24 protein-coding genes are annotated in these 23,470 nt (G+C 57.1%); 10 read left to right on the plus strand and 14 right to left on the minus strand.

Translation table 11 applies throughout. The annotated features are described in order from the left end of the window. Positions 1 to 62 precede the first annotated feature (62 nt). Positions 63 to 1,565, plus strand: a complete 1,503-nt coding sequence (gene mltF, locus O3C79_RS15450) for a membrane-bound lytic murein transglycosylase MltF (RefSeq protein ID WP_494383830.1) — start codon at positions 63 to 65, stop codon at positions 1,563 to 1,565. Here the strand turns inward: mltF and tadA are convergent. The 7 genes from tadA to guaB all read right to left on the minus strand — a co-directional run bounded on the left by tadA (position 1,562) and on the right by guaB (position 8,992). Next, entirely contained in the window at positions 1,562 to 2,062 is a 501-nt protein-coding gene (tadA, locus tag O3C79_RS15455; RefSeq protein WP_010321839.1) for a tRNA adenosine(34) deaminase TadA, read from the minus strand. The genes mltF and tadA overlap by 4 nt on opposite strands. Positions 2,063 to 2,228: 166 nt before the next feature. Beyond that, positions 2,229 to 3,272 carry an NADPH-dependent curcumin/dihydrocurcumin reductase gene (gene curA, locus O3C79_RS15460; protein WP_494383831.1) on the minus strand — a complete coding sequence of 348 codons (1,044 nt, stop codon included), beginning with the start codon at positions 3,270 to 3,272 and terminating at the stop codon, positions 2,229 to 2,231. Positions 3,273 to 3,384: 112 nt separating this feature from the next. Then, positions 3,385 to 3,960, minus strand: coding sequence for a TetR/AcrR family transcriptional regulator (locus O3C79_RS15465; RefSeq protein WP_494383832.1), 576 nt, complete (start codon positions 3,958 to 3,960; stop codon positions 3,385 to 3,387). Between the two features lie 52 nt (positions 3,961 to 4,012). Next, complete coding sequence (locus O3C79_RS15470; protein WP_494383833.1) at positions 4,013 to 5,095, minus strand: DUF3137 domain-containing protein; 1,083 nt, start codon at positions 5,093 to 5,095, stop codon at positions 4,013 to 4,015. Further along, positions 5,092 to 5,664 (minus strand): LemA family protein, encoded by a 573-nt coding sequence (locus O3C79_RS15475; RefSeq protein WP_494383834.1) that lies wholly within the window; start codon positions 5,662 to 5,664, stop codon positions 5,092 to 5,094. The genes O3C79_RS15470 and O3C79_RS15475 overlap by 4 nt, the downstream gene beginning before the upstream one ends. A gap of 183 nt (positions 5,665 to 5,847) precedes the next feature. After that, positions 5,848 to 7,428 (minus strand): glutamine-hydrolyzing GMP synthase, encoded by a 1,581-nt coding sequence (guaA, locus tag O3C79_RS15480; protein WP_010321844.1) that lies wholly within the window; start codon positions 7,426 to 7,428, stop codon positions 5,848 to 5,850. A gap of 94 nt (positions 7,429 to 7,522) precedes the next feature. After that, positions 7,523 to 8,992 carry an IMP dehydrogenase gene (gene guaB / locus O3C79_RS15485; RefSeq protein WP_494383835.1) on the minus strand — a complete coding sequence of 490 codons (1,470 nt, stop codon included), beginning with the start codon at positions 8,990 to 8,992 and terminating at the stop codon, positions 7,523 to 7,525. 133 nt (positions 8,993 to 9,125) lie between these two features. Between guaB and xseA the strand changes: the two genes are divergently transcribed. The 3 genes from xseA to O3C79_RS15500 are packed head-to-tail and all read left to right on the plus strand — an operon-like array spanning position 9,126 to position 11,965. Further along, the gene (xseA, locus tag O3C79_RS15490; protein ID WP_494385801.1) at positions 9,126 to 10,460 is read left to right on the plus strand and encodes an exodeoxyribonuclease VII large subunit; all 1,335 of its coding nucleotides are present in this window, start codon (positions 9,126 to 9,128) and stop codon (positions 10,458 to 10,460) included. A 60-nt stretch (positions 10,461 to 10,520) separates the two neighbouring features. Next, complete coding sequence (gene bamJ, locus O3C79_RS15495) at positions 10,521 to 11,147, plus strand: BamJ family beta-barrel-assembly machinery protein (RefSeq protein WP_076460269.1); 627 nt, start codon at positions 10,521 to 10,523, stop codon at positions 11,145 to 11,147. A 44-nt stretch (positions 11,148 to 11,191) separates the two neighbouring features. Next, positions 11,192 to 11,965 (plus strand): alpha/beta fold hydrolase, encoded by a 774-nt coding sequence (locus O3C79_RS15500; RefSeq protein ID WP_494383836.1) that lies wholly within the window; start codon positions 11,192 to 11,194, stop codon positions 11,963 to 11,965. On the opposite strand, the gene O3C79_RS15505 is transcribed toward O3C79_RS15500, so the two are convergent. The 7 genes from O3C79_RS15505 to bioB form a co-directional block, all read right to left on the minus strand. Beyond that, on the minus strand, positions 11,949 to 12,728 hold the full coding sequence (locus O3C79_RS15505; protein ID WP_494383837.1) for a putative metalloprotease CJM1_0395 family protein: 780 nt from the start codon (positions 12,726 to 12,728) through the stop codon (positions 11,949 to 11,951). The genes O3C79_RS15500 and O3C79_RS15505 overlap by 17 nt on opposite strands. Before the next feature lie 38 nt (positions 12,729 to 12,766). After that, positions 12,767 to 13,012: a hypothetical protein gene (locus O3C79_RS15510; protein WP_010321850.1), complete on the minus strand. Its 246-nt coding sequence runs from the start codon at positions 13,010 to 13,012 to the stop codon at positions 12,767 to 12,769. 106 nt (positions 13,013 to 13,118) lie between these two features. Next, positions 13,119 to 13,805 carry a dethiobiotin synthase gene (bioD, locus tag O3C79_RS15515; RefSeq protein WP_494383838.1) on the minus strand — a complete coding sequence of 229 codons (687 nt, stop codon included), beginning with the start codon at positions 13,803 to 13,805 and terminating at the stop codon, positions 13,119 to 13,121. Continuing rightward, positions 13,802 to 14,584, minus strand: coding sequence for a malonyl-ACP O-methyltransferase BioC (gene bioC / locus O3C79_RS15520; protein WP_494383839.1), 783 nt, complete (start codon positions 14,582 to 14,584; stop codon positions 13,802 to 13,804). The genes bioD and bioC overlap by 4 nt, the downstream gene beginning before the upstream one ends. Beyond that, a complete protein-coding gene (bioH, locus tag O3C79_RS15525) occupies positions 14,571 to 15,338 on the minus strand; it encodes a pimeloyl-ACP methyl ester esterase BioH (protein ID WP_494383840.1) in 768 nt (255 codons plus the stop codon). Before bioH ends, bioC begins: the two co-directional genes overlap by 14 nt. Beyond that, the gene (bioF, locus tag O3C79_RS15530) at positions 15,335 to 16,504 is read right to left on the minus strand and encodes an 8-amino-7-oxononanoate synthase (protein ID WP_494383841.1); all 1,170 of its coding nucleotides are present in this window, start codon (positions 16,502 to 16,504) and stop codon (positions 15,335 to 15,337) included. Before bioF ends, bioH begins: the two co-directional genes overlap by 4 nt. A gap of 9 nt (positions 16,505 to 16,513) precedes the next feature. Beyond that, positions 16,514 to 17,581: a biotin synthase BioB gene (gene bioB / locus O3C79_RS15535; protein WP_494383842.1), complete on the minus strand. Its 1,068-nt coding sequence runs from the start codon at positions 17,579 to 17,581 to the stop codon at positions 16,514 to 16,516. A gap of 100 nt (positions 17,582 to 17,681) precedes the next feature. On the opposite strand from bioB, the gene O3C79_RS15540 reads away from it, so the two are divergent. The 6 genes from O3C79_RS15540 (at position 17,682) to tsaA (ending at position 23,373) form a co-directional block, all read left to right on the plus strand. Then, entirely contained in the window at positions 17,682 to 18,389 is a 708-nt protein-coding gene (locus O3C79_RS15540; protein WP_494383843.1) for a ComFC family protein, read from the plus strand. A 31-nt stretch (positions 18,390 to 18,420) separates the two neighbouring features. Beyond that, positions 18,421 to 19,158 carry a molybdate ABC transporter substrate-binding protein gene (modA, locus tag O3C79_RS15545; RefSeq protein WP_494383844.1) on the plus strand — a complete coding sequence of 246 codons (738 nt, stop codon included), beginning with the start codon at positions 18,421 to 18,423 and terminating at the stop codon, positions 19,156 to 19,158. Then, on the plus strand, positions 19,145 to 19,831 hold the full coding sequence (gene modB / locus O3C79_RS15550) for a molybdate ABC transporter permease subunit (RefSeq protein WP_494383845.1): 687 nt from the start codon (positions 19,145 to 19,147) through the stop codon (positions 19,829 to 19,831). The genes modA and modB overlap by 14 nt, the downstream gene beginning before the upstream one ends. Next, on the plus strand, positions 19,828 to 20,895 hold the full coding sequence (gene modC / locus O3C79_RS15555; RefSeq protein WP_494383846.1) for a molybdenum ABC transporter ATP-binding protein: 1,068 nt from the start codon (positions 19,828 to 19,830) through the stop codon (positions 20,893 to 20,895). The genes modB and modC overlap by 4 nt, the downstream gene beginning before the upstream one ends. Positions 20,896 to 20,986: 91 nt before the next feature. Further along, entirely contained in the window at positions 20,987 to 22,621 is a 1,635-nt protein-coding gene (locus O3C79_RS15560; RefSeq protein WP_494383847.1) for a Na/Pi cotransporter family protein, read from the plus strand. A gap of 38 nt (positions 22,622 to 22,659) precedes the next feature. Next, complete coding sequence (tsaA, locus tag O3C79_RS15565) at positions 22,660 to 23,373, plus strand: tRNA (N6-threonylcarbamoyladenosine(37)-N6)-methyltransferase TrmO (protein WP_494383848.1); 714 nt, start codon at positions 22,660 to 22,662, stop codon at positions 23,371 to 23,373. The last annotated feature ends 97 nt before the right edge of the window (positions 23,374 to 23,470 follow it).

A 23,470-nucleotide genomic window follows, 5' to 3' on the forward strand; every position in this document is an offset into this window, starting at 1 on the left:
GAGCAGTAATTAAATGACAATTTTACCCGATCAGGCCACCGAGATACAGAACAGACCTGCCGATGTTTAAGCTGCGTAACGCACCCCACCTTCGCGAACTCATCTATCTGGCCGCTCTGGTCAGCATTATGTTTGCGTTGTCCATGATAGGCCTGAACACACCTTCACAGCTGGAAGCCATTCAGCAGAAGGGGGTTATCCGCGTTGTTACGACCAATTCCCCACTTACCTACTTCACCCGCAAGGGCGAGCCCGCCGGCTTTGAGTACGAACTGACTAAAGCCTTTGCCGAACACCTGGGCGTGGAACTGGAGCTGACAGTGAGCGACCGCTTTGCAGACATTTTCAGTGTACTGCAGGAACGCAATGCCCACCTGGCAGCCGCCGGCCTGACCGCGACCGAGCAAAGGCGTAAACGCTTTGATTTTTCGCCGCCCTACCGCAGCAGCGCCCCCGTTCTTGTCTACCGGGTACGGCGAGGCAATCCGGCACCACGCGACATGGAGGACCTTTACGGCCGTTCCATCAAGGTGCTGCAAGGCTCCAGCTACATTAGCGTGCTGGAAAGCCTGAAGAAAGAGCACCCGAAGCTGAAGTGGACCGTCAGCGAAGATGACCAAGTCATCGATCTGCTCGACCAGGTACATGAAGGCAGTCTGGACTACACAGTTCTCGACTCCAGCGTATTCGATAACCACAAATCATTTTATCCCGGCCTCAAGGCAGCCTTTGACCTGCAGCCCCCTCAGCCGATCGCCTGGATGCTGAACCAGCACCATGATGGCTCTCTTAAAGCAGCGCTCACCCAGTGGTTCAAAATGGAAAGCACTCAAAGGCGCATCAAGCTGCTGGAAGAGCGCTACTTTTCACGCACCAACCCACTCAATTTCTTTGATACCGTTTCATTCCGAGAAGACTTGCACGAGCGTTTCTTGCCTCTCTACCCCTGGTTCCGTCAGGCGGAAGAGGAAACCGGAATCAACTGGCTATTGCTTTCCGCCATTGCCTATCAGGAATCTCACTGGGATGCGGACGCCGTTTCTCCCACGGGGGTACGCGGCATCATGATGCTCACCAATGCCGCCGCTTCAGAAGTGGGCGTAGATGATCGAACCGACCCCAAACAAAGCATCCTTGGCGGTGCACGCTACCTGGTCAATGTGAAGAAGAAAATCCCCGACCGCATTCTGGAGCCGGATCACACCTGGTTTGCGCTTGCTGGCTACAACATTGGTTTTGGCCACCTGGAAGATGCTCGCATACTGACCCAGAAAGCCGGTAAAGACCCGGATAAATGGAAGCACGTCAGGGAGTTTCTCCCCAGACTCAGCGACCCTAAATTTTATCCACAGACACGCTACGGCTTCGCCCGTGGCCACGAGCCCGTGACCTACGTCAGCAATATCCGCAAGTATATGGAATTGATGCGCTGGGAAGTCGAAACGGCAACCAGCGGTGAGTTCACCCTGGAGACAGACCCTGAAGAACCGGCCGGTGACCTGCCAGCGCCTGCAGTCCAGGAAAAACCCAGACTGCCGCTGTCAAACCTGCCTTCTCAACTCTAGGGTTGGGCGGATGCTGCCCTGGCACGACGTTTCTGTTCACGCCGCTCACGGAAAAACGCGCTGATGCGTTCACTGCACTGCTCAGCCAGCACACCACCCGCATATTCCGGCCAGTGATTGAGCCAGGGCTGATCAAAGATATGGGCATTACTGATAACCGCGCCGGCTTTAGGCTCGGTTGCGCCAAACACGACACGGGCTATACGTGCATGGACAATAGCACCGGCGCACATGGTGCAGGGCTCAATGGTGACATACAGCTCAGCTCCCGGCAGACGATAATTTTCAACTCGAGCCGCCGCCTCACGCAGCGCCATTATTTCGGCGTGAGCACAGGGGTCATGACCACTGATGGGGCGATTCCAGCCTTCGCCAATCACCTCACCATCAAGCACCACAACAGCCCCCACAGGCACCTCACCCGCATCGGCAGCATGTTCCGCCAGCGCCAGGGCTTGCTGCATGAAGCGTTCATCAATTTGAGTCTGTTCGGTCATATCTACATGCTTTTGCCTGCCTCAGACAGGCCCACTCATTCCGGTATTCAGGACGGGAATCATAAGCCCTGAGCACGACTGTGAAAAGCGCACTCCAAACAGACACTAAAAAGGCCATGCATACACATGCACAGCCTTTACTGGGAAAACACTCAGCTTTCGGGATTTATGCCAGCTCGTCCGGCCCGACCCTTACCACCAGCTTGCCAAAGTTTTTACCCTCCAGCAGATCTCGCAACCCTTCCGGTGCCTGCTCCAAGCCATCGATGACCTGCTCAAGATACTGCACCTTGCCCTCACTCACCCATTCTGCCATCGCACCCGCAAATTCGGGATAACGGTCGTCATAGTCATCAAAGATGATGAAGCCACGAACAGTGAGACGTTTGATCAAAATTGTGGTCATCAACAGCGCCATGCGGTCTTGCCCCAGCGGCAGCTCCTGATCGTTATAGTGGGCGACCAGCCCGCATAGCGGTATGCTCGCAGCGGTATTCAGTAGCGGCAATACTGCATCAAACACCTTTCCGCCGACATTTTCATAATAGATATCAATGCCCTGCGGACAGGCAGCTGCCAGCTGAACGGCAAAATCATCTGCACGGTGGTCAAGCGCCACATCAACACCAAGACTTTCGAGATGTTGACGCTTTTGTTCACCGCCAGCGATGGCAACAACCCGACACCCCTGGATTTTACCGATTTGCGCTACCGTAGCCCCTACCGGACCGGTTGCCGCTGCGACCACAAGGGTTTCGCCCGCCTTGGGCTTGCCAATATCCATCAACCCCATATAAGCCGTGAACCCTGGCATACCCAGTACGCCCAGCGCGTAGGAGACAGGCGCGAGCTCAGGGTTCAGCTTGAACAGCATGGAGCCATCAGATACTCCGTAATCCTGCCAGCCCACTGTATAGCTAAGCACCCAATCACCAGCCTGATAGTCCGGGTGCTTGGACTCAACCACGCGATTGACGGTGCCACCCACCATAACCTCCCCCAGACCAACAGGCTCAGCGTAGGACTCGGCATCGCTCATGCGCCCCCTCATGTAGGGGTCAAGGCTCAAATACACGGTCCGCAACAAAAGCTGACCGTCCTTGATAGCAGGGATATCCGAGGTTTTAAGCTCAAAGTTATCTTTGCCAGGTGCGCCGGTCGGGCGATTGGCAAGGGTCATCTGGCGATTTGTAATTGCGTTTTGTGACATGACAACAACCTCATTCATTACAGCTGAAACGACCTGACTCCTGGCTTTCACAGAAATGAATAGACCGGTCGTCTAGTAAATTGATAAATAAAAAGCTGTACCTCTCCCACCTTCAGGGGGCGGGAGAGTCCAGCAAGTGACGGGTCAGCTGCATGGTCGTTTCCATACCCGCCTGATCCCGATTGAGCTTTCGCAGCAAGCCGGCCCCCAGCCAAAGCTGATACAGATTCACGGCCAAAGCCTGACTATCCTTTGCCGGCAAGGATCCATCGGCAATCGCGGCATCGATCGCGCGCGCCAGCCGTTTCACCACCCTTTCGGTTCCCGCTTCCAGCGTCATCCGCATGGCATCAGAGAGGTCCGCAACCTCGGCCCCCAGCTTGATGACCAGGCAGTCTCCGTAGCGTTCTTGCCAGCGAGTAAAGTATTCCAGCAAAAGCTCGCGCCCCGACGCGCCCCGGACACCAAAAATTGCATCCATTTCTGCCAGGTACTGACTGAAATAGGATGCCAGCAGCGCTTCACCAAACTGCTCTTTGGACTGGAAGTAATGATAAAAAGAACCCTTGGGCACTCCTGCTTCTTTTAGCAGCGCACTCAGTCCAACCGAGCCAAAGCCCTGACATGACAGTATCTGTCGGCCAGTTTCCAGCAAATGCTCTTTGGTGTTTTCGTGTCGGGTACTCATGCTGTGCATTTTATAGCCAATTAGACCGGTCGTCTAGCTCTTTTGCTACTACTTACCTGTCTGCAGGGCCAGTATCCGAAACAGCTTCCGAGAACTGCTGCCCCGCCAGATTTCGGGCCGCCAGCCAATCCAATTTCAGCTGGTGAATAATCCCGGTGATCATGGCCAGCTCCTGCTCCAGCAACGGCATCCGGTCCAGGTCGAACGCTGACACATCAATATCCGCAACCTCCATGAGATCACCGAAATACGACAGCATGAACAGCGCCTTGTCATCTCGAAATTCGCAGGTAATACCTGAGCCCTGGGCTCGCGCCCAAAACAGCTCGTCCAGAGCGATAATGCGCTCCATCATCGCGGGCGTCAGCAGGTAGCGAGCATATTGCTGATCAGAACCATACACTTCATAACGCTTCTCAAACTCCGGGTTTTCCAGCGCAACCCTGTCCCGCCTCAGTGGTGCAGCCAGTACATTTCCCACCTTGCCGTAATCGGTTCTAACCACCGTATAACCACTGAACGAGAACGGCATGGTCAGCAGCAAAGCGCCACCATCGTGAGCCGTGGTGCTGGAGTTACCGCTGCTGCGCTTGAGTTCCAGCTCACAAAACTCAAACGCTACGTCATCAACAACACCACGGATACAATCTTCGCTGGTTTTGCTGGAGTAGGATGGCAGTATCTCGAATGACTCCACCGCCTTCAGGTCAATACAGCCACTCTCGTCATATTTGTAATCACCGAAGGCCTGCAGTAACACCGGCAGCAATTTCTCTTTGTATCGGCGCATATATTGAACATGCGGCCAAAACACCCAAACCCCACACCCGACAAGCACAAACAGGGTTAGGAGTGACAGGTCACCGGAGACAAGGGTGGCAATATCCAGTATCAGAGCCGGCACCCAAAGCAGCCAACCCAGACGAACAAACCAGGTCTTGCGCCAGTTTTTGCTGGCCAGCTTTTCCAGCCGGTATTGCTCCAGCGGCTCCAGCAACGGCAAAACATCACGCTCAATGATCTGCTTGAACTCGTCCGATAAAGGACTGCTCGCTTCAGGCTTGCGATATGCAGATCCATCGACCAACTGCTTGACCGCCTCTTTTGCCTGAAAAAAGGTTCTGATAAAACTCATGACTTCAGGAAGTCATCAGCATTTACAGGCGCCCGATCCACTTCCGAGATCTCAAAGAAAGGCAGAGGTTTTGCTCCCATTGCTGCAGCAATCAACGTACCGGGAAAAATCTGGATCGCATCCTTAAAGCGCCTTGCCGCAGCATTGTAACTACGACGTGCCGCTGCAATATGCTCTTCTACATCAGCATACACACGCTGGGCCTCAATCATGTTGTCTTGAGACTTCAGCTCCGGGTAGTTTTCCACTGCCACCATCAGACCGGAAAGCTTGCTTTCCAAAACCGCTTCCAGCTCAAAGCGCTTTTCAGTATCCGCACGCTCAGGCGACTCGGCAGCCTTAAGCACCTCGGTGCGCAGTCGGGTAATTTCGGTCAGCAGTGCTTGCTCATGCTCCATAAAGCGTGAGGCAATTTTCAGAATATTGGGAATAAGATTCGTCCGCTTTTTCAGCTGAACGTCGATGCCGGAGAAGGCTTCTTCAGCCGCGTTGCGACGAGAAACAATGGTGGCGTACCAGAAATAAAACAGCAGCAGAACAGCGACAACCGCCGCAATCATCCAGCTCATATCAACGTCCTTGTATAGACAGGTGGGGAGTCACAAGCCTAGAGCCTGCACCAAAATGGGTCAAGCTTTTACAACAGCGTCTCAGTCCGTTTGAATTGCTGCCGTACAAACACAAAAAAGCCCATGAAATCATGGGCTTTTTCAGTTTACTCGAGACTGAAAGCAGAAGCCTTCAAGACGCGATTATTCCCACTCAATCGTAGCCGGCGGCTTGCTGGATACGTCGTAGGTGACGCGGGATACCTTGTCTACCTCGTTGATGATACGACCGGAAACGGTTTCCAGCAGTTCATACGGCAGATGCGCCCATCGCGCAGTCATGAAGTCGATCGTTTCAACGGCACGCAGTGCAATGACGTACTCGTAGCGACGACCATCGCCCACAACACCGACAGATTTAACCGGCAGGAACACCGCAAATGCCTGACTGGTTTTGTGGTACCAGTCTGCCTTGTGCAGCTCTTCGATGAAGATGGCATCGGCTTCACGCAGAATCTCTGCATATTCCTTCTTCACTTCACCCAGAATACGCACGCCCAGACCCGGTCCCGGGAACGGGTGACGGTAGACCATATCGTACGGCAGACCCAGCTCCAGGCCGATCTTGCGTACTTCGTCCTTGAACAGCTCACGCAGCGGCTCAACCAGGTCGAACTTCATGTCTTCCGGCAGACCACCCACGTTGTGGTGTGACTTGATTACATGCGCCTTGCCAGTCTTGGAAGCAGCCGACTCGATCACGTCCGGGTAGATAGTACCCTGCGCCAGGAAACGACAGTCTTTCAGCTTTTCGGACTCGTCATCGAACACTTCGATGAAGGTGTTGCCGATAATCTTGCGCTTGGCTTCCGGATCCGCTTCGCCTTTCAGACGACCCAGGAACTGGTCTTCGGCGTTGGCACGGATAACGTTTACACCCATGTTGCGGGCAAACATATCCATTACCTGCTCGCCTTCGCCTTTACGCAGTAGACCGTTATCAACAAAGACACAGGTCAGCTTGTCGCCGATCGCCTTGTGCAGCAGCGCCGCAACAACGGATGAATCGACACCACCGGACAGACCCAGCAGTACCTTCTCATCACCCACCTGCTGCTGAACCTTTTCAACCAGATCCTGGATGATGTTGGCAGCCGTCCACAGCGCTTCGGTATCGCAGATTTCACGAATGAAACGCTCCAGAATACGCAGGCCCTGTTTGGTGTGCGTCACTTCCGGGTGGAACTGAACACCGTAGAGGTTGCGCTTGGGATCGCACATGGCCGCAATCGGTGCAGAGTCGGTAGACGCGATGGCGTGGAAGCCTTCCGGCATCTCGGTAACCTTGTCACCGTGGCTCATCCATACATCCAGTGACAGAGAACCGTTGTTGGCGATATGGTCTTCGATACCTTCCAGCAAACGGCTCGGGCTATCGGCCAGACGTACGCGGGCGTAACCGAATTCGCGCTTGTCAGAACCGGCAACCTTGCCGCCCAGCTGCTCGGCCATGGTCTGCATGCCGTAGCAGATACCCAGTACCGGCAACCCCATGTTGAAGACACACTCGGGCGCACGAGGCGAATCCAGTTCGGTAACGGACTCGGGACCGCCCGCCAGAATGATGCCCTTGGGGGCAAATTCACGAATCGCCGCTTCATCCATGTCGAAGGCATGAATCTCACAGTACACACCGATTTCACGTACGCGACGTGCGATCAGCTGGGTGTACTGGGACCCGAAGTCCAGAATAAGGATGCGTTGCGCGTGAATGTCTTTGCTCATACTCAGTGACTCCACCGAAAGCTGGCCGCTATGCGGCGCAAACAAAAAGTGGGGCAGCCGTTGCGCCCCACTTTCAGGTTAGTGTTGTAAAAAATCAGCCCACACGATAGTTGGGGGCTTCCTTGGTAATGCTGACATCGTGCACGTGGCTCTCGGTGATGCCGGCATTGGTAATGCGAACGAACTTGGGCTTGTTGCGCATCTCTTCAACGGTTGCACAACCGGTATAACCCATGGAGGCACGCAGGCCACCCATCAGCTGATGCACCACACCGCCCATCGGGCCCTTGCAGGGCACGCGACCTTCGATACCTTCCGGCACCAGTTTCTCGGCACCGTCTTTGGCATCCTGGAAGTAGCGGTCAGAAGAACCGGTCAGGCCAGACATCGCACCCAGTGAGCCCATGCCACGGTAGGACTTGAAGGCACGGCCCTGGAACAGCTCAACTTCACCCGGCGCTTCATCAGTACCGGCCAGCATGGAACCAACCATTACCGCAGATGCACCTGCAGCCACCGCTTTAGCAAAATCGCCGGAGAAGCGGATACCACCATCGGCAATCAACGGTACGCCATGTTCACGCAGCGCTGCAGCAACGTTGGCCACTGCGGATACCTGAGGCACACCTACGCCGGCAACGATTCGAGTCGTACAGATGGAGCCCGGGCCGATACCGACCTTAACACCATCAGCACCCGCTTCAGCCAGCGCGACAGCAGCTTCAGCCGTGGCGATGTTACCGCCTACAACCTGCACCTGCGGGAAGTTTTCCTTCACCCAGCGAACACGCTCAACCACACCCTTGGAGTGGCCGTGTGCGGTATCCACCACAATCATGTCAACGCCGGCAGCCGCCAGTGCTGCCACTCGATCCGGTGTTTCCGGGCCAGTACCAACAGCAGCGCCTACAATCAGGCGACCCTGACTGTCTTTGGCAGCGTTGGGGAAGGCCTGTGCCTTGTTCATGTCTTTTACAGTCATCATGCCGCGCAGGGCGAAAGCATCATCGACCAGCAGAATCTTCTCGATGCGATGCTTACGCAGCAGTTCACGGATCACCTCGGGGTTTTCACCCTCTTTGGCGGTCACAAGCTTGCTCTTGGGCGTCATGATGGTGGAAGCCGTTGCTTCCAGATCGTTCTCGAAACGGACATCACGGCTGGTCACGATACCGACCAGCTCACCGTTATCGACAACCGGGAAACCGGAGAAGCTGAGCTTGCGAGAAAGCTCAATGATTTCCCGTACAGTGGTATCAGAACTGCAGGTGACAGGATCGGTCACTACACCGGACTCGAACTTTTTGACGCGACGCACTTCGTCGGCCTGCTGTTCGATGGTGAGGTTCTTGTGGATGATACCCATGCCACCTTCCTGCGCCATGGCAATTGCCAGGCGGGATTCGGTAACAGTATCCATGGCCGCCGAGACCAGCGGAATATTCAGTTCAATACCCTTGGTCAGGCGGGTCTTCAGTGAAACGTCCTTCGGGAGTACTTCGGAGTATCCCGGAACCAGCAAAACATCATCAAAGGTGAGCGCTTCTTCAACGATTCGCAACATACTGAACCAGCCCGTATTTCTGTGAAAAATTAAACAGGAAATTATGCATGAAAAAGAGCTTTCCTGCAATCCAAATAACGATACCCGTGCGGCTCGTGCCCGGCTGGTTTATGATGCACGCATGAACCCATCCATGCCGAATCGAAACCGTAACGCGCTCAGCGTGAGCCAGCTTAACCGAGAGGTCAAGGCGCTGCTGGAGAACTCCTTCATGACCGTCCAGGTCGAAGGTGAAATCAGCAACCTGGCACGCCCCTCATCCGGACACTGGTACTTTACCCTCAAGGATGAGCGCGCTCAGGTGCGCTGCGCCATGTTCAAGGGTCGCAACCTCAGGGTTGGCTTCAGGCCCAAGGAAGGCGACCAGGTCAGTGTGCTGGCCAAGGTCAGCCTGTATGAAGGCCGTGGCGACTTCCAGTTGATTTGCGAGCAAATGCGCGAAAGCGGGACCGGCCGCCTGCAGGCCGCTTTCGAGCAGCTGAAGCAACGCCTGTCCGCTGAAGGCCTGTTTGACCAGGCGCGCAAACGCAGCATCCCGCCCCAGGTCCAGCACCTGGGTGTGATCACCTCGCCATCGGGCGCCGCTATTCACGATATCCTGCAGGTACTTCAACGCCGCTGCCCATCGCTGCCTGTCGCGCTCTATCCGACCGCTGTTCAGGGCGCAGAAGCCGCCGCACAGATCGTACAAGCCATTGAACTGGCCAACCGGGATCAGCGCTGCGACGTGCTGATTGTAGGACGGGGCGGTGGCTCCCTGGAGGACCTCTGGCCTTTTAATGAAGAAACAGTAGCCCGCGCCATTGTCGCCTCCCGCATTCCCGTTGTTTCAGCCGTTGGCCACGAAGTGGATATTTCCATCAGCGACCTGGTCGCCGATCTGCGTGCACCCACCCCCTCGGCGGCGGCAGAACTGGTCAGCCCCGATCGCAGTATCCAGCTGCGCCAGCTGGAAGTACTGTCACAGCGCATGCACCGCCAGATTCTGCGCCAACTGAACCAGCAGCGTATGCAACTGCAACACCTGCGCCATCGTCTGCGCCATCCGGGTGAGCGCCTGCGCGAGCAGTCCCAGCGGCTCGACCAGCTGGAATTACGGTTACAGCGGGCACTGCAGCACAAACTGCGCATGCAGGGACAACGACTGGAGCAACTGGAACATCGCCTGGAGCGTAGCAGCCCTCAACGCCTGCTGGCCCGTAAGCAGGCGTTACTGACACCGCTGCAACAACGTCTCAACACTGGCATGCAGCGCTTACTGAAACACAAGCAAGAGCAACTGTCGGCACAAATGCGCCAACTACATGGTGTCAGCCCGCTTGCCACGCTGGAACGCGGCTATGCCATCGTACAGGATTCGGAAGGTCAGGCCGTTACCAGCAGCCAGCAGCTTAAACCGGGCGATCAGCTGGTCACACAGCTGCATCAGGGGCGCGTATTCAGTACCGTCGAACGCACGGACGACTGATCCCAAGGGCTGTCTGTGTTAGGATCCCCACCCTTTCAACCCTCGAAACAGGTCAATTACATGTCAGAAGCGACATTGGAAACCATTGAACAGCGTGCCAGCTATGGCATCGGCCGCCAGATGGGCGACCAGCTGGCTCAGGGCACCTTCGATGGTGTCGACATCAACGCCGTTACCCAGGGCCTGCGTGATGCTTTCGCTGGCGAAGGCCTGCGTATCCCTGCTGAGCAGATTCAGGAAGCGTTCAACGAAATCACTGAGCGTCTGCGCGCCGAGCAGGAAGCCAAAGCCAAGGAAGCCGCTGCTGAAGGTGAGCAGTTCCTGGCTGAAAACGCCAAGCGTGATGGTGTCATTACTCTGGAATCCGGCCTGCAGTACGAAATCGTAACTGAAGGCGAAGAAGGTGGTGACAAGCCGCAGCCTGACAGCAAGGTACGTGCGCACTATCACGGCACATTTATCGACGGCAAGGTGTTTGACAGCTCTTACGAGCGCGGCCAGCCGATCGAACTGCCGGTAGGTGGCGTAATTGCAGGCTGGACCGAAGCTCTGCAGATGATGACCAAAGGTGCCAAATGGCGTTTGTACGTACCCTATCAGCTGGGTTACGGCGCTCAGGGCTCACCGGGTGGTATCCCGCCCTACTCGACTCTGGTCTTTGATGTCGAACTGCTCGATATCGTCTGATTTTTCGGGGTGCTCAGGCACCCCGCTTGCTTTCAGGAGCCATCATGAAACTGCACTACCAACGCCTCGGACAAGGCACCCCACTTGTCATTCTGCACGGTCTGTTTGGCAGCCTGGAAAACTGGGGGCTGCAAGCCAAGGCGCTGAGTGAGCATTTCGATATTCTGGCGGTCGACCTGCGCAACCATGGCCGATCACCACATGCCGAGCAGATTGACTACTCACTGATGAGTGCGGACCTGCTGGAACTGCTGGACTCGCTGTCATTGGACAAGGTGCTACTGATGGGCCACTCCATGGGCGGCAAGGTCGCCATGCAGTTTGCCCTGAATCATCCCGAACGAGTGGAAAAGCTGGTTGTGGTTGATATCGCACCTGTAGCCTACGCACCACGTCACGATGAGGTTATAGCCGGCCTCAAGGCAATTCCTCTGGAAAGCCTGAAAAGCCGCCGTGAAGCAGATGAAATTCTTGGCCAATATGTAGACGAAGAGGCAACGCGCGCCTTTCTGCTGAAGAACCTCTATCGCAACGAGGAAAAACAGTTTGCCTGGCGCATGAACCTGAACGCCCTGGCCGAGCGTTATGCCGATATTGGCGCCGCACCTGCCAGGTCAGGAGTCCCCTTCGCAGAACCGGTTCTGTTTATCAAAGGCGGGAATTCGGATTATTTGCAAGCCGAGCACCAACAGCCGATTCAGGACAACTTTCCCAAGGCGGGTTTCAAGATTATCGCCGGTGCAGGCCACCTGCCGCATGTGGAAAAACCAGCCATTTTCACCCGACTGGTACAGCAGTTTTTCACGCCTGCTGACTGAATATCGTACCGGGCGGATACAAGCGGTTATAGGCGCCTGACTGGATAAGGCGCTGCTCAATGCTGCCAAGCTCGTTGTCATTGGCCGCCGAAGAACGGTCACCATCCTGAGCATCAGCTTGCTGGTTTAACACACTGCCGCTCTGGCTATCTTCTGCGCTTTCAGCCGAACTATCATCGGTTTCAGCGCCCTCCTCACCGAGCTCAGCCTTTTCCGTTTCCATTTTCTGCAACTCGGCACGGGCATCAGCAGCCATTGCTCTGGCGCTGGCAGCAACGCGATAATCCTGAGGAGATGGGTCGGCAGGCGCCATGGCAGCACGAATGATGACTTCCGCCTTCTCCAGCGTAGCTCGCGGATCACCACTGACAGCAGAGGTATCAATGCCAACCTCACCACCAATGGCATACATGCGCCCATCAGGGCCTTTCTGGAAAGTGTAGGAAACAGCACCGGTGTGGCCGGCACCCGCCGCCTGATGCGCACGTTCGTGCTGGCGGACTTCTCGATCACGTGACTGAAGCGCATCAATAACACGCTGCTCTTCGATTACCTGTGCGCGCGTTTTGCCATCCTGGCCGTAGGCTGCCTGTTCGGAAGAACTGAACACTTCGGCACGACTGGATGCGGAAGATGAACCGGATGCTGAGGCCTCTTCATCAGCCTCAGCACCTACAGCGCGCTTACCGCCGAGATCAACGCTCGCGGAATACCCGGTATAGCGCACCGGGGCTACAGTGGAAGAAACCAGAGGTGAGCTCATGACTTTACCCCCTGATCATGTGATCAGTGCGTGCCTGATCAGGCGCGAGTATCGATCAGATTACCCAAGACTTCGTCAGCCTGATTGACGACCTTGGTAGATGCGGCCTCGGTAGTAGCCTCCAGCGTAGACTGGGCAACTGCCGGATTGACTTCACGGCCGGAAGACAAGCTGGTGTCTTCAGGTTTACCACTGCCCTGCACGTCACCGGACGCTTTGGGGGCATTATCCAGAGTACGATTAGTATTGAACAGACCACTGTTCTGAGCAGCTGTAACGTTCATGCTTCACCTGACCTTGCGGGCTTTGACCCGAATCTTGTGACCTGTGACATCAACTGTCACCTGTTTACAGGGCCAGTATAGAACAAACCCTGCCCCTGGTCACTTTTTACTCAGACAAGAGGGTATTCAGATCAATACAATCGGCCACGGCATCCGCAGAAGGCGCTTCCATCCAGGGGACCCGCCCCAGCAAGGGCGCACGAAACAGGGTTTCCAGTGTTGCCAGGTTTTCATCCGGGCAACTCATCTCGGGGTCCACATGGTTGGCGACCCATCCTGCCAGACGCAGGCCATCACGGGCGATCGCCTCGGCCGTCAGAATGGCGTGGTTGATGCAGCCCAGCTTCATGCCAACCACCAGAATGACGTCCAGCTCCAGCAATTGCGGCAAGCGTGCCAGGCTTTCGCGCATGCTCAAGGGCACCCGCCAGCCACCCGCTCCTTCTACCAGCACCAGATCGGCCGGCTGCATCATGGCACCACGGCAATAGGCAGCCAGACGGTCGGCACTCAGGTTACGCCCCTCCTGTGCAGCGGCAATATGCGGCGCGATCGGCGGCTCAAATGCGATTGGGTTCACCTGCTCATAACTCAGCTTGACGCTGGCGGCTTCCTGCAGCAGCAGTGCATCCGAGTTTCTCAGCCCTTCCGCTGTCGGCTCACAGCCCGCCGCGACCGGCTTCAGGCCGATGGTGCGCATTCCCTTTCGGTTAGCGGCAACCAGCAGGCCAGTGGTGACAAGAGTCTTGCCGGCGTCGGTATCGGTACCGGCGATGAAGAAACGCTTTCTCACTGGGGCTCCTTGAGCAGTTCCAGATAATAGACTTCGTAGGTTGCAGGCAGACTGCCATCGGTTTGCCGTTGCTGCTCATAGGCTTCCAGCAACCGGACCAGACGCTGACGACTGCTCAGGCCTTGCTCGCGCCGGCTGTTCACATTGTGCGCACCCAGTGCCTTGAGCTCTTGCATCAGTTCCTGCAGGCGATTGTAACGAAGCACACGCCGTTCCGTCTCGCAACGCACAAGCTTTAACCCCAGGTTGTGCTGCAGCAGTTGCTGGAGCGGGATGAAGCTGTTCACATGCACATCGTCATCCACCGCTGCCCAGGCGCGCTTGAGCTCATGCAGGGTTTCCGGCCCCAACGTGGCCAACAGGCAACGTCCGCCGGGCCGGAGTACCCGTGCCAGCTCAGCCAGCAAACGCTCAGGTTGCTCGCACCATTGCACCGCCAGGCTGGACCAGACCAGGTTCACACTCGCATCCGCCAGCGGCAGCTGCTCGGCATCTCCGCACAGATAATGAGCTTCCGGTACAGGACGTTGCTCGCGAGCAAAACTGAGCATGCCATGGGCCAGATCAAGATGCAGCAAGGGAGATTGAGGGTAACGTTCACGCAGATGAGGCGCGGCATAGCCGGTACCACAACCAAGATCCAGCAGGTTGCCTTCAATCTGTGGCGGTAACCAATTCATTAGCTGGTCGGCAATATCGCGTTGCAACTGGGCCACGGAGTCGTAACTCTGGGCCGCACGGCTGAATGCCTGAGCGACCTTACGCTTATCCCGCTGCATCAGTTGCATCCACCTGTCGCTGAATAGACGCCAACACCCTATCGGCATGACTGATAAACGGCAGATGAGCACTCTGTTCCAGCACTTCAACACTCAGATTGTTGTTCAAGTGCAGCGCTTCTGCTGCCAACGCCTGGGGGACCAACTGATCTTCAGCGCCCAGTATCAACTGGGCGGGGCAGCTCAAAGCAGCCAGTGCCGGGCGCAGGTCAGACTCCAGCAGCCTCAGGGCCGGGGCCAGAGCCTGGGGTTCGGCATTCGCAATCACGGCTTTCAGTTGCTTGAGCTCGTCACGTGCCCTGACTGAGCCCCGTGTCTGCAGGGCAGCAAAACGCTGCAGCGTCTTGGTCTCGTTGTCGGCCAGTGACTCGACGAAGGCACCGAACACCTCAGGCGTCATGGCACAGGACCAGTCATCACGCGCCACAAAACAGGGGTTAGCCGCGATCAGGCTCAGGCTTTTGACCCGTTCCGGCGCCCGTTCCGTCAATGCCAGCACCAGCTGACCACCTAAAGACCAGCCCAGCCAATGGGCACATTCAGGAGCAGTGTCCAGCAGAGCATCTACTACTGCAGCCAGCGACATGTCACCGGCGGAACCGGAGCGCCCAAGCCCCGGCAGGTCGATAATTGTGACTCGGTATCGCTCGGCGAGACAGTCGGCAAAGTCACCCCAGATATCGGAACTCAGCCCCCAGCCATGCAACAGCACCAGATCAGGCCCACTACCAAGCGTTTCACACCACTGGCTCATGCCTTACCTCCTGCACGCACGGCATCCAGTGCCTCCAGCAGGCGATCAACCTGCTCTTCGCTGTGGGCCGCACTGAGGGTCACGCGCAGGCGGGAGCTGCCCGCCGGCACCGTGGGCGGGCGGATGGCACTGATGAAGATGCCGCGCGCTTCCAGCGCGGCACTGATCCGCATCGCCTCACCGGCATCGCCGATCATGATCGGCTGGATCGGGGTTGGCGAGTCCATCAGCTCATAGCCCAGCTGTTTGCAGCCGCTGCGGAAGCGCTGAATCAGCTGCGCCAGCTTGTCACGGCGCCAGCTCTCGGCCTGTACCAGTTTGAGGCTGGCACGGGTAGCCTGGGCCACGGCCGGCGACATGCTGGTGGTATAGATGTAGGTACGGGCGAACTGGATCAGGGTTTCGATCAGTACGTCGGAGCCGGCGACAAAGGCACCCGAGGTGCCGAAGCCCTTGCCCAGGGTACCGATCAGTACCGGCACCTCGTCGTTGCTGAGACCAAAGTGCTCGACACAGCCGGCGCCGGTCGCGCCCAGACAGCCAAAGCCGTGGGCATCATCCACCATCAACCAGCCATTCTGCTCGCGGGTCACTCGGCTCAGTTCCGGCAGGTCGGCGATATCGCCATCCATGCTGAACACGCCATCTGTGACCACCAGCTTGCGGCGTGCCTCGGAGCGGTTCAGGCGCTGGGCCAGGCTTTCGGGATCGTTGTGCAGGTAACGCTGGAAACGGGCCCCGCTGAGCAGGCCCGCATCCAAAAGGGAGGCGTGGTTGAGACGGTCCTGAAACACCGCGTCCTGCTTGTCGATCAGGGCATTGATGGCACCAATATTAGCCATATAGCCGGTGGAGAACAGCAACACTCGCTCGCGGCCGGTAAATTCAGCCAGCTCATCTTCCAGCGCATGGTGCGCCTGTGAATGGCCATTGACCAGATGGGAGGCACCGCCACCCACGCCGTAGGTATCAGCGCCCTGCTTGAGCGCCGCGACCACCTCGGAGTGGTTGGCCAGGCCCAGATAGTCGTTAGAGCAGAACGCCAGATAGCGCTTGCCGTCGACACTGACTTCCGGCCCCTGTGCCGACTCCAGCACCCGGCGCTGGCGGTAGAGGTTCTCCTGCCGCCGCGACTCAAGCGCGGCAGCCAGATCGTTGAAGGACATGGATCAGCCTCAGTGCGTGGCGGTAGCGTCGACGAACAACTCGGCGTCCTGCTGGGCCTGAATTTCGGCGGCCAGCTTCTGCTCCTGATCGGCATCGGAGTCTTCGATGCGCTGTTCCGGACGGATGCCCAGACGCTTGAAAAGCTGCAGGTCGCGGTTGGTTTCCGGGTTCGGCGTAGTCAGCAGGCACTCGCCGTAGAAGATGGAATTGGCACCGGCAAAGAAGGCCATGGACTGAAGCTCGTCGGACATCTGTTCACGACCGGCGGACAGACGCACATGAGACTTCGGCATCATGATTCGCGCCACTGCGATAGTACGGATGAACTCCAGCGGGTCCAGGTCTTCCACGTTTTCCAGCGGCGTGCCCTGCACCTTGACCAGCATGTTGATCGGCACCGATTCCGGCTGCTGCGGCAGGTTGGCCAACTGCATCAGCAGGCCGTAGCGATCCCTGGCGGTCTCGCCCATACCCAGAATGCCGCCGCTACAGATCTTCATGCCGGAATCGCGCACGTGCTGCAGCGTATTCAGGCGGTCCTCGTAGGTACGCGTGGTGATGATCTTGTCGTAGAACTCCGGCGAGGTATCCAGGTTGTGGTTGTAGTAATCCAGACCCGCCTCGGACAGCTGCTCGGCCTGGGACTCCTTCAGCATGCCCAGCGTCATGCAGGTTTCCAGGCCCATCGCCTTAACGCCCTTGATCATCTCGATCACGTAGGGCATGTCACGGTCCGTCGGGTGCTTCCAGGCGGCGCCCATGCAGAAACGTGTAGAACCAGACTCTTTGGCCTGCTTCGCTTTGTTCAGCACCGCTTCCACTTCCATCAGGCGCTGCTTCTCCAGACCTGTGTTGTAATGGGCGCTCTGCGGGCAGTACTTGCAGTCTTCCGGGCAGGAGCCGGTCTTGATCGACAGCAGGGTGCTGACCTGAACCTCATTGGGGTTGAAGTGCTGACGGTGCACGCTCTGTGCCTGGAACAACAGGTCGTTCATCGGCAGTTCGAACAGCGCACGTACTTCCTGCTCGGTCCAGTCGTGGCGCACTTCGGCGTTGCTATCAACAGTAGCAGGCATGACTTCAATCCCCTTATGACATAATTCGGTCTGTGTGCACCCATGGACGGGTGTCATCAATTTGGGATCATCATAAAACGACAGATGGAGCTGTCAACCTATGTTTAACCTAGAAATAAACAGGTGGTTAAACTTTAATCAATCCTGTTCACTTTGCCATACCCGCAAAGATGTACACCAGGGGCTCTGCGAAAGCTGTCTTGCAGACCTGCCCTGGCTGATACATGCCTGTCCCCGTTGCGCTTTACCCTTGCAAGGCATCACAACCGCAAGCGGTTGCCCCGACTGTCTGAAACTGCGCCCCGTCTATGACCGCACCCTGGCCGCTTTTCGTTATGACTTCCCCCTAAGCCAGCTACTGCCCGCAATCAAATACCACCGCCAGCCTCAGGCGATTGGGTGGCTTGGCGCTGCACTGGCCGACTTTTTGCCACTCCATTACGAGGATCAACACTGGCCGGAAGCCTTGATTCCTGTGCCCATGCACCTGCTAAGCGAGTCGGCCCGAGGCTTTAATCAGGCGCAGTTGTTGGCCAAGGTATTATCAACCCACCTGCAGATCACCCTCTGGCAGGAACTGCACAAACACCGCCGCACACCCCATCAGGCCGACCTCGATATGAAGCAGCGCCGGCAGAACCTGCACTCTGCATTTTGTGTAAAGACCACTCCGCCCGCTCATGTTGCTCTGGTCGACGATGTCATGACCACAGGTACCACCGTGAATACCCTGGCGGGTTTGCTCAAGGAAGCGGGATGCGAGCGAGTTGAAGTCTGGGTGCTGGCCAGAACCCCTGAGGTCCGTTAAATTGGCACACAAATGGACTTTGGAGACCACAATGAACAGGACACTTTGCAGTTTTGTCTGTGCTCTTGTGTTAAGCATGCCGGCACAGGCCGATACCTTACGATTGGCTGTCGCAGCTAACTTCACTGCCGTGCTGGAGCAACTGGTGACGGCTTTTGACCCCGACCAGCAGCACGATATCAGTATCAGCAGCGCGTCTACCGGTGTCCTTTATACCCAGATCACACGCGGCGCCCCCTTTGATGTTTTTTTTGCTGCCGACCGGGCACGCCCTGAGCGCCTGGAAGCCGAGGGCCTGATTCTTCCGGGCAGCCGCGCCACCTATGCGATTGGCCAACTGGCTCTTTGGCAACCCGAGAACAGCCCTGAATCGGCAAGCGACTTGCTCCCCGGTCGTCTGGCGATAGCCAACCCGGCGACCGCTCCCTATGGACTGGCAGCTCAACAGGTACTCAAAGCCAATAATCAGTGGCAACCTGAGCAGCTGGTACAGGGCACCAATATCGCTCAGACCTACCAGTTTGTTGATTCCGGCAATGTCACCCAGGGCTTTGTTGCCCTTTCGCTTCTGCTCCAGCAGGGCGTACCTGAACAGCACTGGGCTCTGGCACCATCTCACCTTCACGCCCCCATTGAACAACAGCTGGTGCGACTCAAACGCAGTGAAAACAATGCGCTGGCCGCACGCTTTCTTCAATATATGCAAACACCGGCTGCACAAGAATTGATCAGACAAAGAGGGTACGGCATCGCTGATGGAACTGACTGAGCAGGATATCGCCGCCGTCTGGCTCACGCTCAAGCTGGCTGGGGCCACAACGGCCCTGCTGCTTCTGCTGGGTGCGCCCCTGGCCTGGTGGCTGGCCCATACCCGCTGTCGTTTCAAAGTCACCCTTGAAGCACTGGTCGCCCTGCCACTGGTACTGCCTCCCACCGTACTGGGATTTTATCTGCTGCTGGCCTTTGCCCCAGATGGCGTGCTGGGTGGCCCCTGGCACTGGCTGACCGGCTCAGGACTGGCATTTACCTTTACCGGACTCTTGATCGGCTCCATGCTCTACTCGCTGCCCTTTGTGGTGCAACCACTGCAAAGCGGTTTTGAGCAGCTCGACAAGGGCCTCCTGCAGGCCGCAGCCACACTGGGTGCCGGGCGTGTGGAACGCTTCCGTCGTCTGGTTCTGCCCCTATGCAAGCGCAGTGTTCTGACGGCCATCACACTGGGCTTTACCCACACCCTCGGGGAGTTCGGTGTGGTGTTGATGATTGGCGGCAATATACCCGGCAGCACCCAGGTCCTTTCAATCGTGCTCTACGACCAGGTTGAGACGCTCGACTATGCGCGTGCGCACTGGCTGGCGGGTGGCCTGCTGCTGTTCTCGATGATGACTCTGCTGCTGCTCTACACAAGCCTGAGACGTCGCCCGGTGGAGATAATGCATTGAGTTTGCAATTGCACCTTAAGCACCATTATCCCGGCTTTACGCTGGACCTGGATCTGGACTGGGACGCCAAGGGCATCTGTGCGCTATTTGGCCCCTCAGGTTGTGGTAAAAGCACACTATTACGACTGATAGCCGGCACTGAAAAGCCGGCACAGGGGCAGGTGCGGTTTCACGACCAAACCTGGTATGACAGCACTACAAACCTTTGGATACCGCCACAAAAGCGGGATATCGGGGTCGTGTTTCAGGATGGCCACCTTTTCCCCAATATGTCGGTTGCAGACAACCTGGCATTTGCCGATGCCTATTCACGCAAGGGCCCTGACGTCGACCGCGACTGGGTTATTGAAACACTGCAACTGCCGCCGCTGCTGCAGCGCTCACCCGAGACCCTGTCCGGGGGCCAGCGCCAGCGCGTTGCACTGGCACGAGCACTATTCAGCCGCCCCAAGTTACTACTGATGGATGAACCCCTGAGTGCGTTGGACTGTAGCTCACGGCAGCTGATTCTGGAGCTGATCAAGCAGCTGCATGACCTTCATCGCTTGCCGATGCTGTACGTGACCCACTCAGCCGATGAAGTCTTGCGCCTGGCAGACAGGCTGATCTGCCTGCAACAGGGACAGATATGTGCCGATGGCGACCCGGCCACCCTGCTCAGTGAAGCAGATGCCGGGCTCCCCGGTGACCAGGCGCTGCTTCGAGGAACAGTCACAGAGCTGGATAAGAGGTTTGCGCTGGCGGCGGTCGAATGTGATGCACAACTGCCGCCGATCTGGGTGCCTTCAGGCAAGCTACAGCAGGGAGATGCTGTCACTCTGTCCATCCATGCACGCGATATTGCCATCGCCCTCGACCCAATCACTGACACCAGCGTACAAAACCAGCTGCCCATACAGATCCTGGAACTGCACCCTCTGGATGAAACGCGCATGCATGTGAAAGTCCAGTTCGGGCCAGGTACCCTTCCGGTCACACTAACCCGGCGGGCCTGTGAGCAGCTGAACCTGGAACCCGGCACCAGGGCGACAGCACTGGTTAAATCCGTTGCCCTGGATTACTGAAACCACCTGCCAATTGCCGACCTGAGTCCTCTCGACCCGACCACAACTCTTTGCTAGCTTATGTATATACATTCAAGGAGGAGACTTGCATATGACAGTTGAGATGTTCGGGCAGCTATTTGGGGGGATTGGCCTGTTTCTGCTCGGCATGCAACTGCTGACCAACGGCCTCAAACAGGCCGCCGGTCGTTCACTGAAAGCGACACTGGAGCGCGCCACCGGCTCACGCCTCAAAGGCGTTCTCTCCGGAACTCTGATTACAGCCATGGTGCAATCCTCCAGCGCCGTGACCGTCGCCACACTGGGCTTTGTCAACGCGGGCCTGCTCTCGCTGGGTCAATCCATATCCATCATCTATGGCAGCAATATCGGCACCACCATGGTGGGCTGGCTGGTGGCACTGATCGGTTTCAAAATCAAGATCAGCGCCTTCGCACTCCCCCTGATCGGCCTGGGTATGGTGTTACGCATTACCGGCAATAACTCTCGGCCGGCGCATCTGGGCACCGCTCTGGCAGGGTTCGGCCTCTTCTTTATCGGCCTGGACTTCCTGCGCACCAGCTTTGACGGCCTCAGTGACAGCGTGCCACTGGCCGAATTTGGCACCAGCCCTCTGGCACTGGCGCTGTTTGTGGTGGCCGGTATTGCCATGACCTTCCTGATGCAGGCCTCCGCCGCGGTTATCGCCATTGCACTATCTCTGGTGCACTCGGGCAGCATCACCCTGGCGGCAGCTGCAGCACTGGTGATCGGTGCCAACGTGGGCACAACGACGACAGCCCTGCTCGCATCAATCGGTGCAACTCCAAATGCAAAACGCATCTCGGCAGCCCATGTCATCTTCAACCTGCTGACCGGGTTAGTGGGACTGGTATTCCTGATTGTGCTCGCCGGACTGCTCAATCGCATTGATGCCAGCGACTTCGACCTGGTAACCCTGCTTGCCCTTTTCCACACCCTGTTCAACGTGGTGGGCGTATTGCTGATGTGGCCGCTCACCGACCGCATGGTGGCATTCCTGAAAAAACGCTTCCGCACCGAAGAAGAGAGCGAAGCCAAGCCTCGCTACCTGGATAACAACATCCTCACAACGCCTTCGCTGGCGGTGGAAGCGATCAACATGGAACTGGCCCGTGTCAGCCGTATCTGCAGCCGCATGGCGCGGGAAGCAATCAGTGCCGAACGTGGCGCAGCCAGCCGCCTGGAGCAACAGTTTGAAAGCCTCAGCCAGTTAATCAGCCGCATCGGCAGCTTCAACCAGGAGCTGGCACGCCAGAACCTGAACCAGGAGATCAGCGAAACCCTGCCCATCTCGCTGCGTGTATCCCGCTATCTCAGCGAAATGGCTCGGCTGGCGTCTCGCCTGCCGGACTATTACCCTATCTTTGAACAGATTGAAGACTCGGGCATACGCTCCAGCGTGCACGATTACCAGCAAGCGGTTATTCACCTGATTGATGCCTGTGAAGTTCGCGAGGACCAGGCGATACAGGGCTATGAAACCCACAACATGAAGCGTCAGATGGAGCGGGAGTACCAGCACCTGAAAAGCCACCTGCTGGACCAGACGCTGTCGAGCCAGCTTTCACCGGCTGACTCCGTCACCCTGCTGGATGCTCTCAGTCATATCCACCGCCTCGCGGAACAGGCAGAAAAGGCCTCACGTTACTGGAGCAGCACAACACCGGTACAACACCGTGCCCCGCTGCTGGAGCAGGCCGATTAAGCTATACTCGCGCGACCTGATTCGCCGCGGAGCCGCAGATGACCCACTTCAACGAAACGCCGATGCACCCCATCGGCGTAATCCACAGCCCCTTTGATGAAAAGTTCGGCATCCCGCGCCAGCCGGGGCTGGCGTCCATCCGCGCCGAAATCGAACTGCTGCCCCCCTATGCCAGCGCCGATGCGGTAAGAGGACTGGAGCAGTGCTCCCATATCTGGCTTGTTTTCCTGTTCAGTGCCACGGCCGACAAGGGCTGGAACCCGACCGTGCGCCCACCTCGCCTTGGCGGCAATGAACGCATGGGCGTATTTGCCACACGCTCCCCGTTCCGACCCAACCCCATTGGCTTATCCTGTGTACGCCTTAGCAGCGTTAATATCGATGGCAATTCGGTTCGTCTGGAGGTGGAAGGCGCGGACTTGCTCAATGGCACCCCTATCCTCGATATCAAACCTTACCTGCCATACGCTGACAGCTTGCCGGAGGCTGAATTTGGCCTGGCATCAAAGATAGAACGTCTTGAACTGCCTCTGATCTTCAGCCCTGAAGCCGAGCAAGCCTGTGCCATGCATGCCAAACGATTGCAGCAGCCGCTTGAGCGACAGATAGATGAAATTTTGCAATGTGACCCGAGACCGGCCTACAAGAAAGGCGATGCCGAACGGGTCTATGGCGTCAGTCTTTACGGCCTGAATGTCCGCTTCCGGATCAGCGCTGAGCAGATTGAAGTAATCAGCATTCTGGCAGAGTGAACGCGCTGCAAAGTGAATGAAACAGTGTCCGCCAGCCTTGCGAGCTGAGCGAAAAGTGCGCGACAATACTTAAGAATATTCTAATACAGGGACTTTC

The sequence above is a fragment of the Marinobacterium sp. NO-S09 genome (assembly GCF_059179545.1).

Coding starts and splice junctions, on each gene's coding strand:
- O3C79_RS15510 (WP_010321850.1), bottom strand. CDS start 13,012: ATGAACGTTACAGCTGCTCAGAACAGTGGTCTGTTCAATACTAATCGT.
- bamJ (WP_076460269.1), top strand. CDS start 10,521: ATGTCAGAAGCGACATTGGAAACCATTGAACAGCGTGCCAGCTATGGC.
- bioB (WP_494383842.1), bottom strand. CDS start 17,581: ATGCCTGCTACTGTTGATAGCAACGCCGAAGTGCGCCACGACTGGACC.
- xseA (WP_494385801.1), top strand. CDS start 9,126: ATGCCGAATCGAAACCGTAACGCGCTCAGCGTGAGCCAGCTTAACCGA.
- guaB (WP_494383835.1), bottom strand. CDS start 8,992: ATGTTGCGAATCGTTGAAGAAGCGCTCACCTTTGATGATGTTTTGCTG.
- modB (WP_494383845.1), top strand. CDS start 19,145: ATGGAACTGACTGAGCAGGATATCGCCGCCGTCTGGCTCACGCTCAAG.
- O3C79_RS15500 (WP_494383836.1), top strand. CDS start 11,192: ATGAAACTGCACTACCAACGCCTCGGACAAGGCACCCCACTTGTCATT.
- bioF (WP_494383841.1), bottom strand. CDS start 16,504: ATGTCCTTCAACGATCTGGCTGCCGCGCTTGAGTCGCGGCGGCAGGAG.
- O3C79_RS15470 (WP_494383833.1), bottom strand. CDS start 5,095: ATGAGTTTTATCAGAACCTTTTTTCAGGCAAAAGAGGCGGTCAAGCAG.
- O3C79_RS15475 (WP_494383834.1), bottom strand. CDS start 5,664: ATGAGCTGGATGATTGCGGCGGTTGTCGCTGTTCTGCTGCTGTTTTAT.
- tadA (WP_010321839.1), bottom strand. CDS start 2,062: ATGACCGAACAGACTCAAATTGATGAACGCTTCATGCAGCAAGCCCTG.
- bioH (WP_494383840.1), bottom strand. CDS start 15,338: ATGAGCCAGTGGTGTGAAACGCTTGGTAGTGGGCCTGATCTGGTGCTG.
- modA (WP_494383844.1), top strand. CDS start 18,421: ATGAACAGGACACTTTGCAGTTTTGTCTGTGCTCTTGTGTTAAGCATG.
- O3C79_RS15560 (WP_494383847.1), top strand. CDS start 20,987: ATGACAGTTGAGATGTTCGGGCAGCTATTTGGGGGGATTGGCCTGTTT.
- tsaA (WP_494383848.1), top strand. CDS start 22,660: ATGACCCACTTCAACGAAACGCCGATGCACCCCATCGGCGTAATCCAC.
- O3C79_RS15540 (WP_494383843.1), top strand. CDS start 17,682: ATGTTTAACCTAGAAATAAACAGGTGGTTAAACTTTAATCAATCCTGT.
- curA (WP_494383831.1), bottom strand. CDS start 3,272: ATGTCACAAAACGCAATTACAAATCGCCAGATGACCCTTGCCAATCGC.
- guaA (WP_010321844.1), bottom strand. CDS start 7,428: ATGAGCAAAGACATTCACGCGCAACGCATCCTTATTCTGGACTTCGGG.
- O3C79_RS15505 (WP_494383837.1), bottom strand. CDS start 12,728: ATGAGCTCACCTCTGGTTTCTTCCACTGTAGCCCCGGTGCGCTATACC.
- bioC (WP_494383839.1), bottom strand. CDS start 14,584: ATGCAGCGGGATAAGCGTAAGGTCGCTCAGGCATTCAGCCGTGCGGCC.
- O3C79_RS15465 (WP_494383832.1), bottom strand. CDS start 3,960: ATGAGTACCCGACACGAAAACACCAAAGAGCATTTGCTGGAAACTGGC.
- mltF (WP_494383830.1), top strand. CDS start 63: ATGTTTAAGCTGCGTAACGCACCCCACCTTCGCGAACTCATCTATCTG.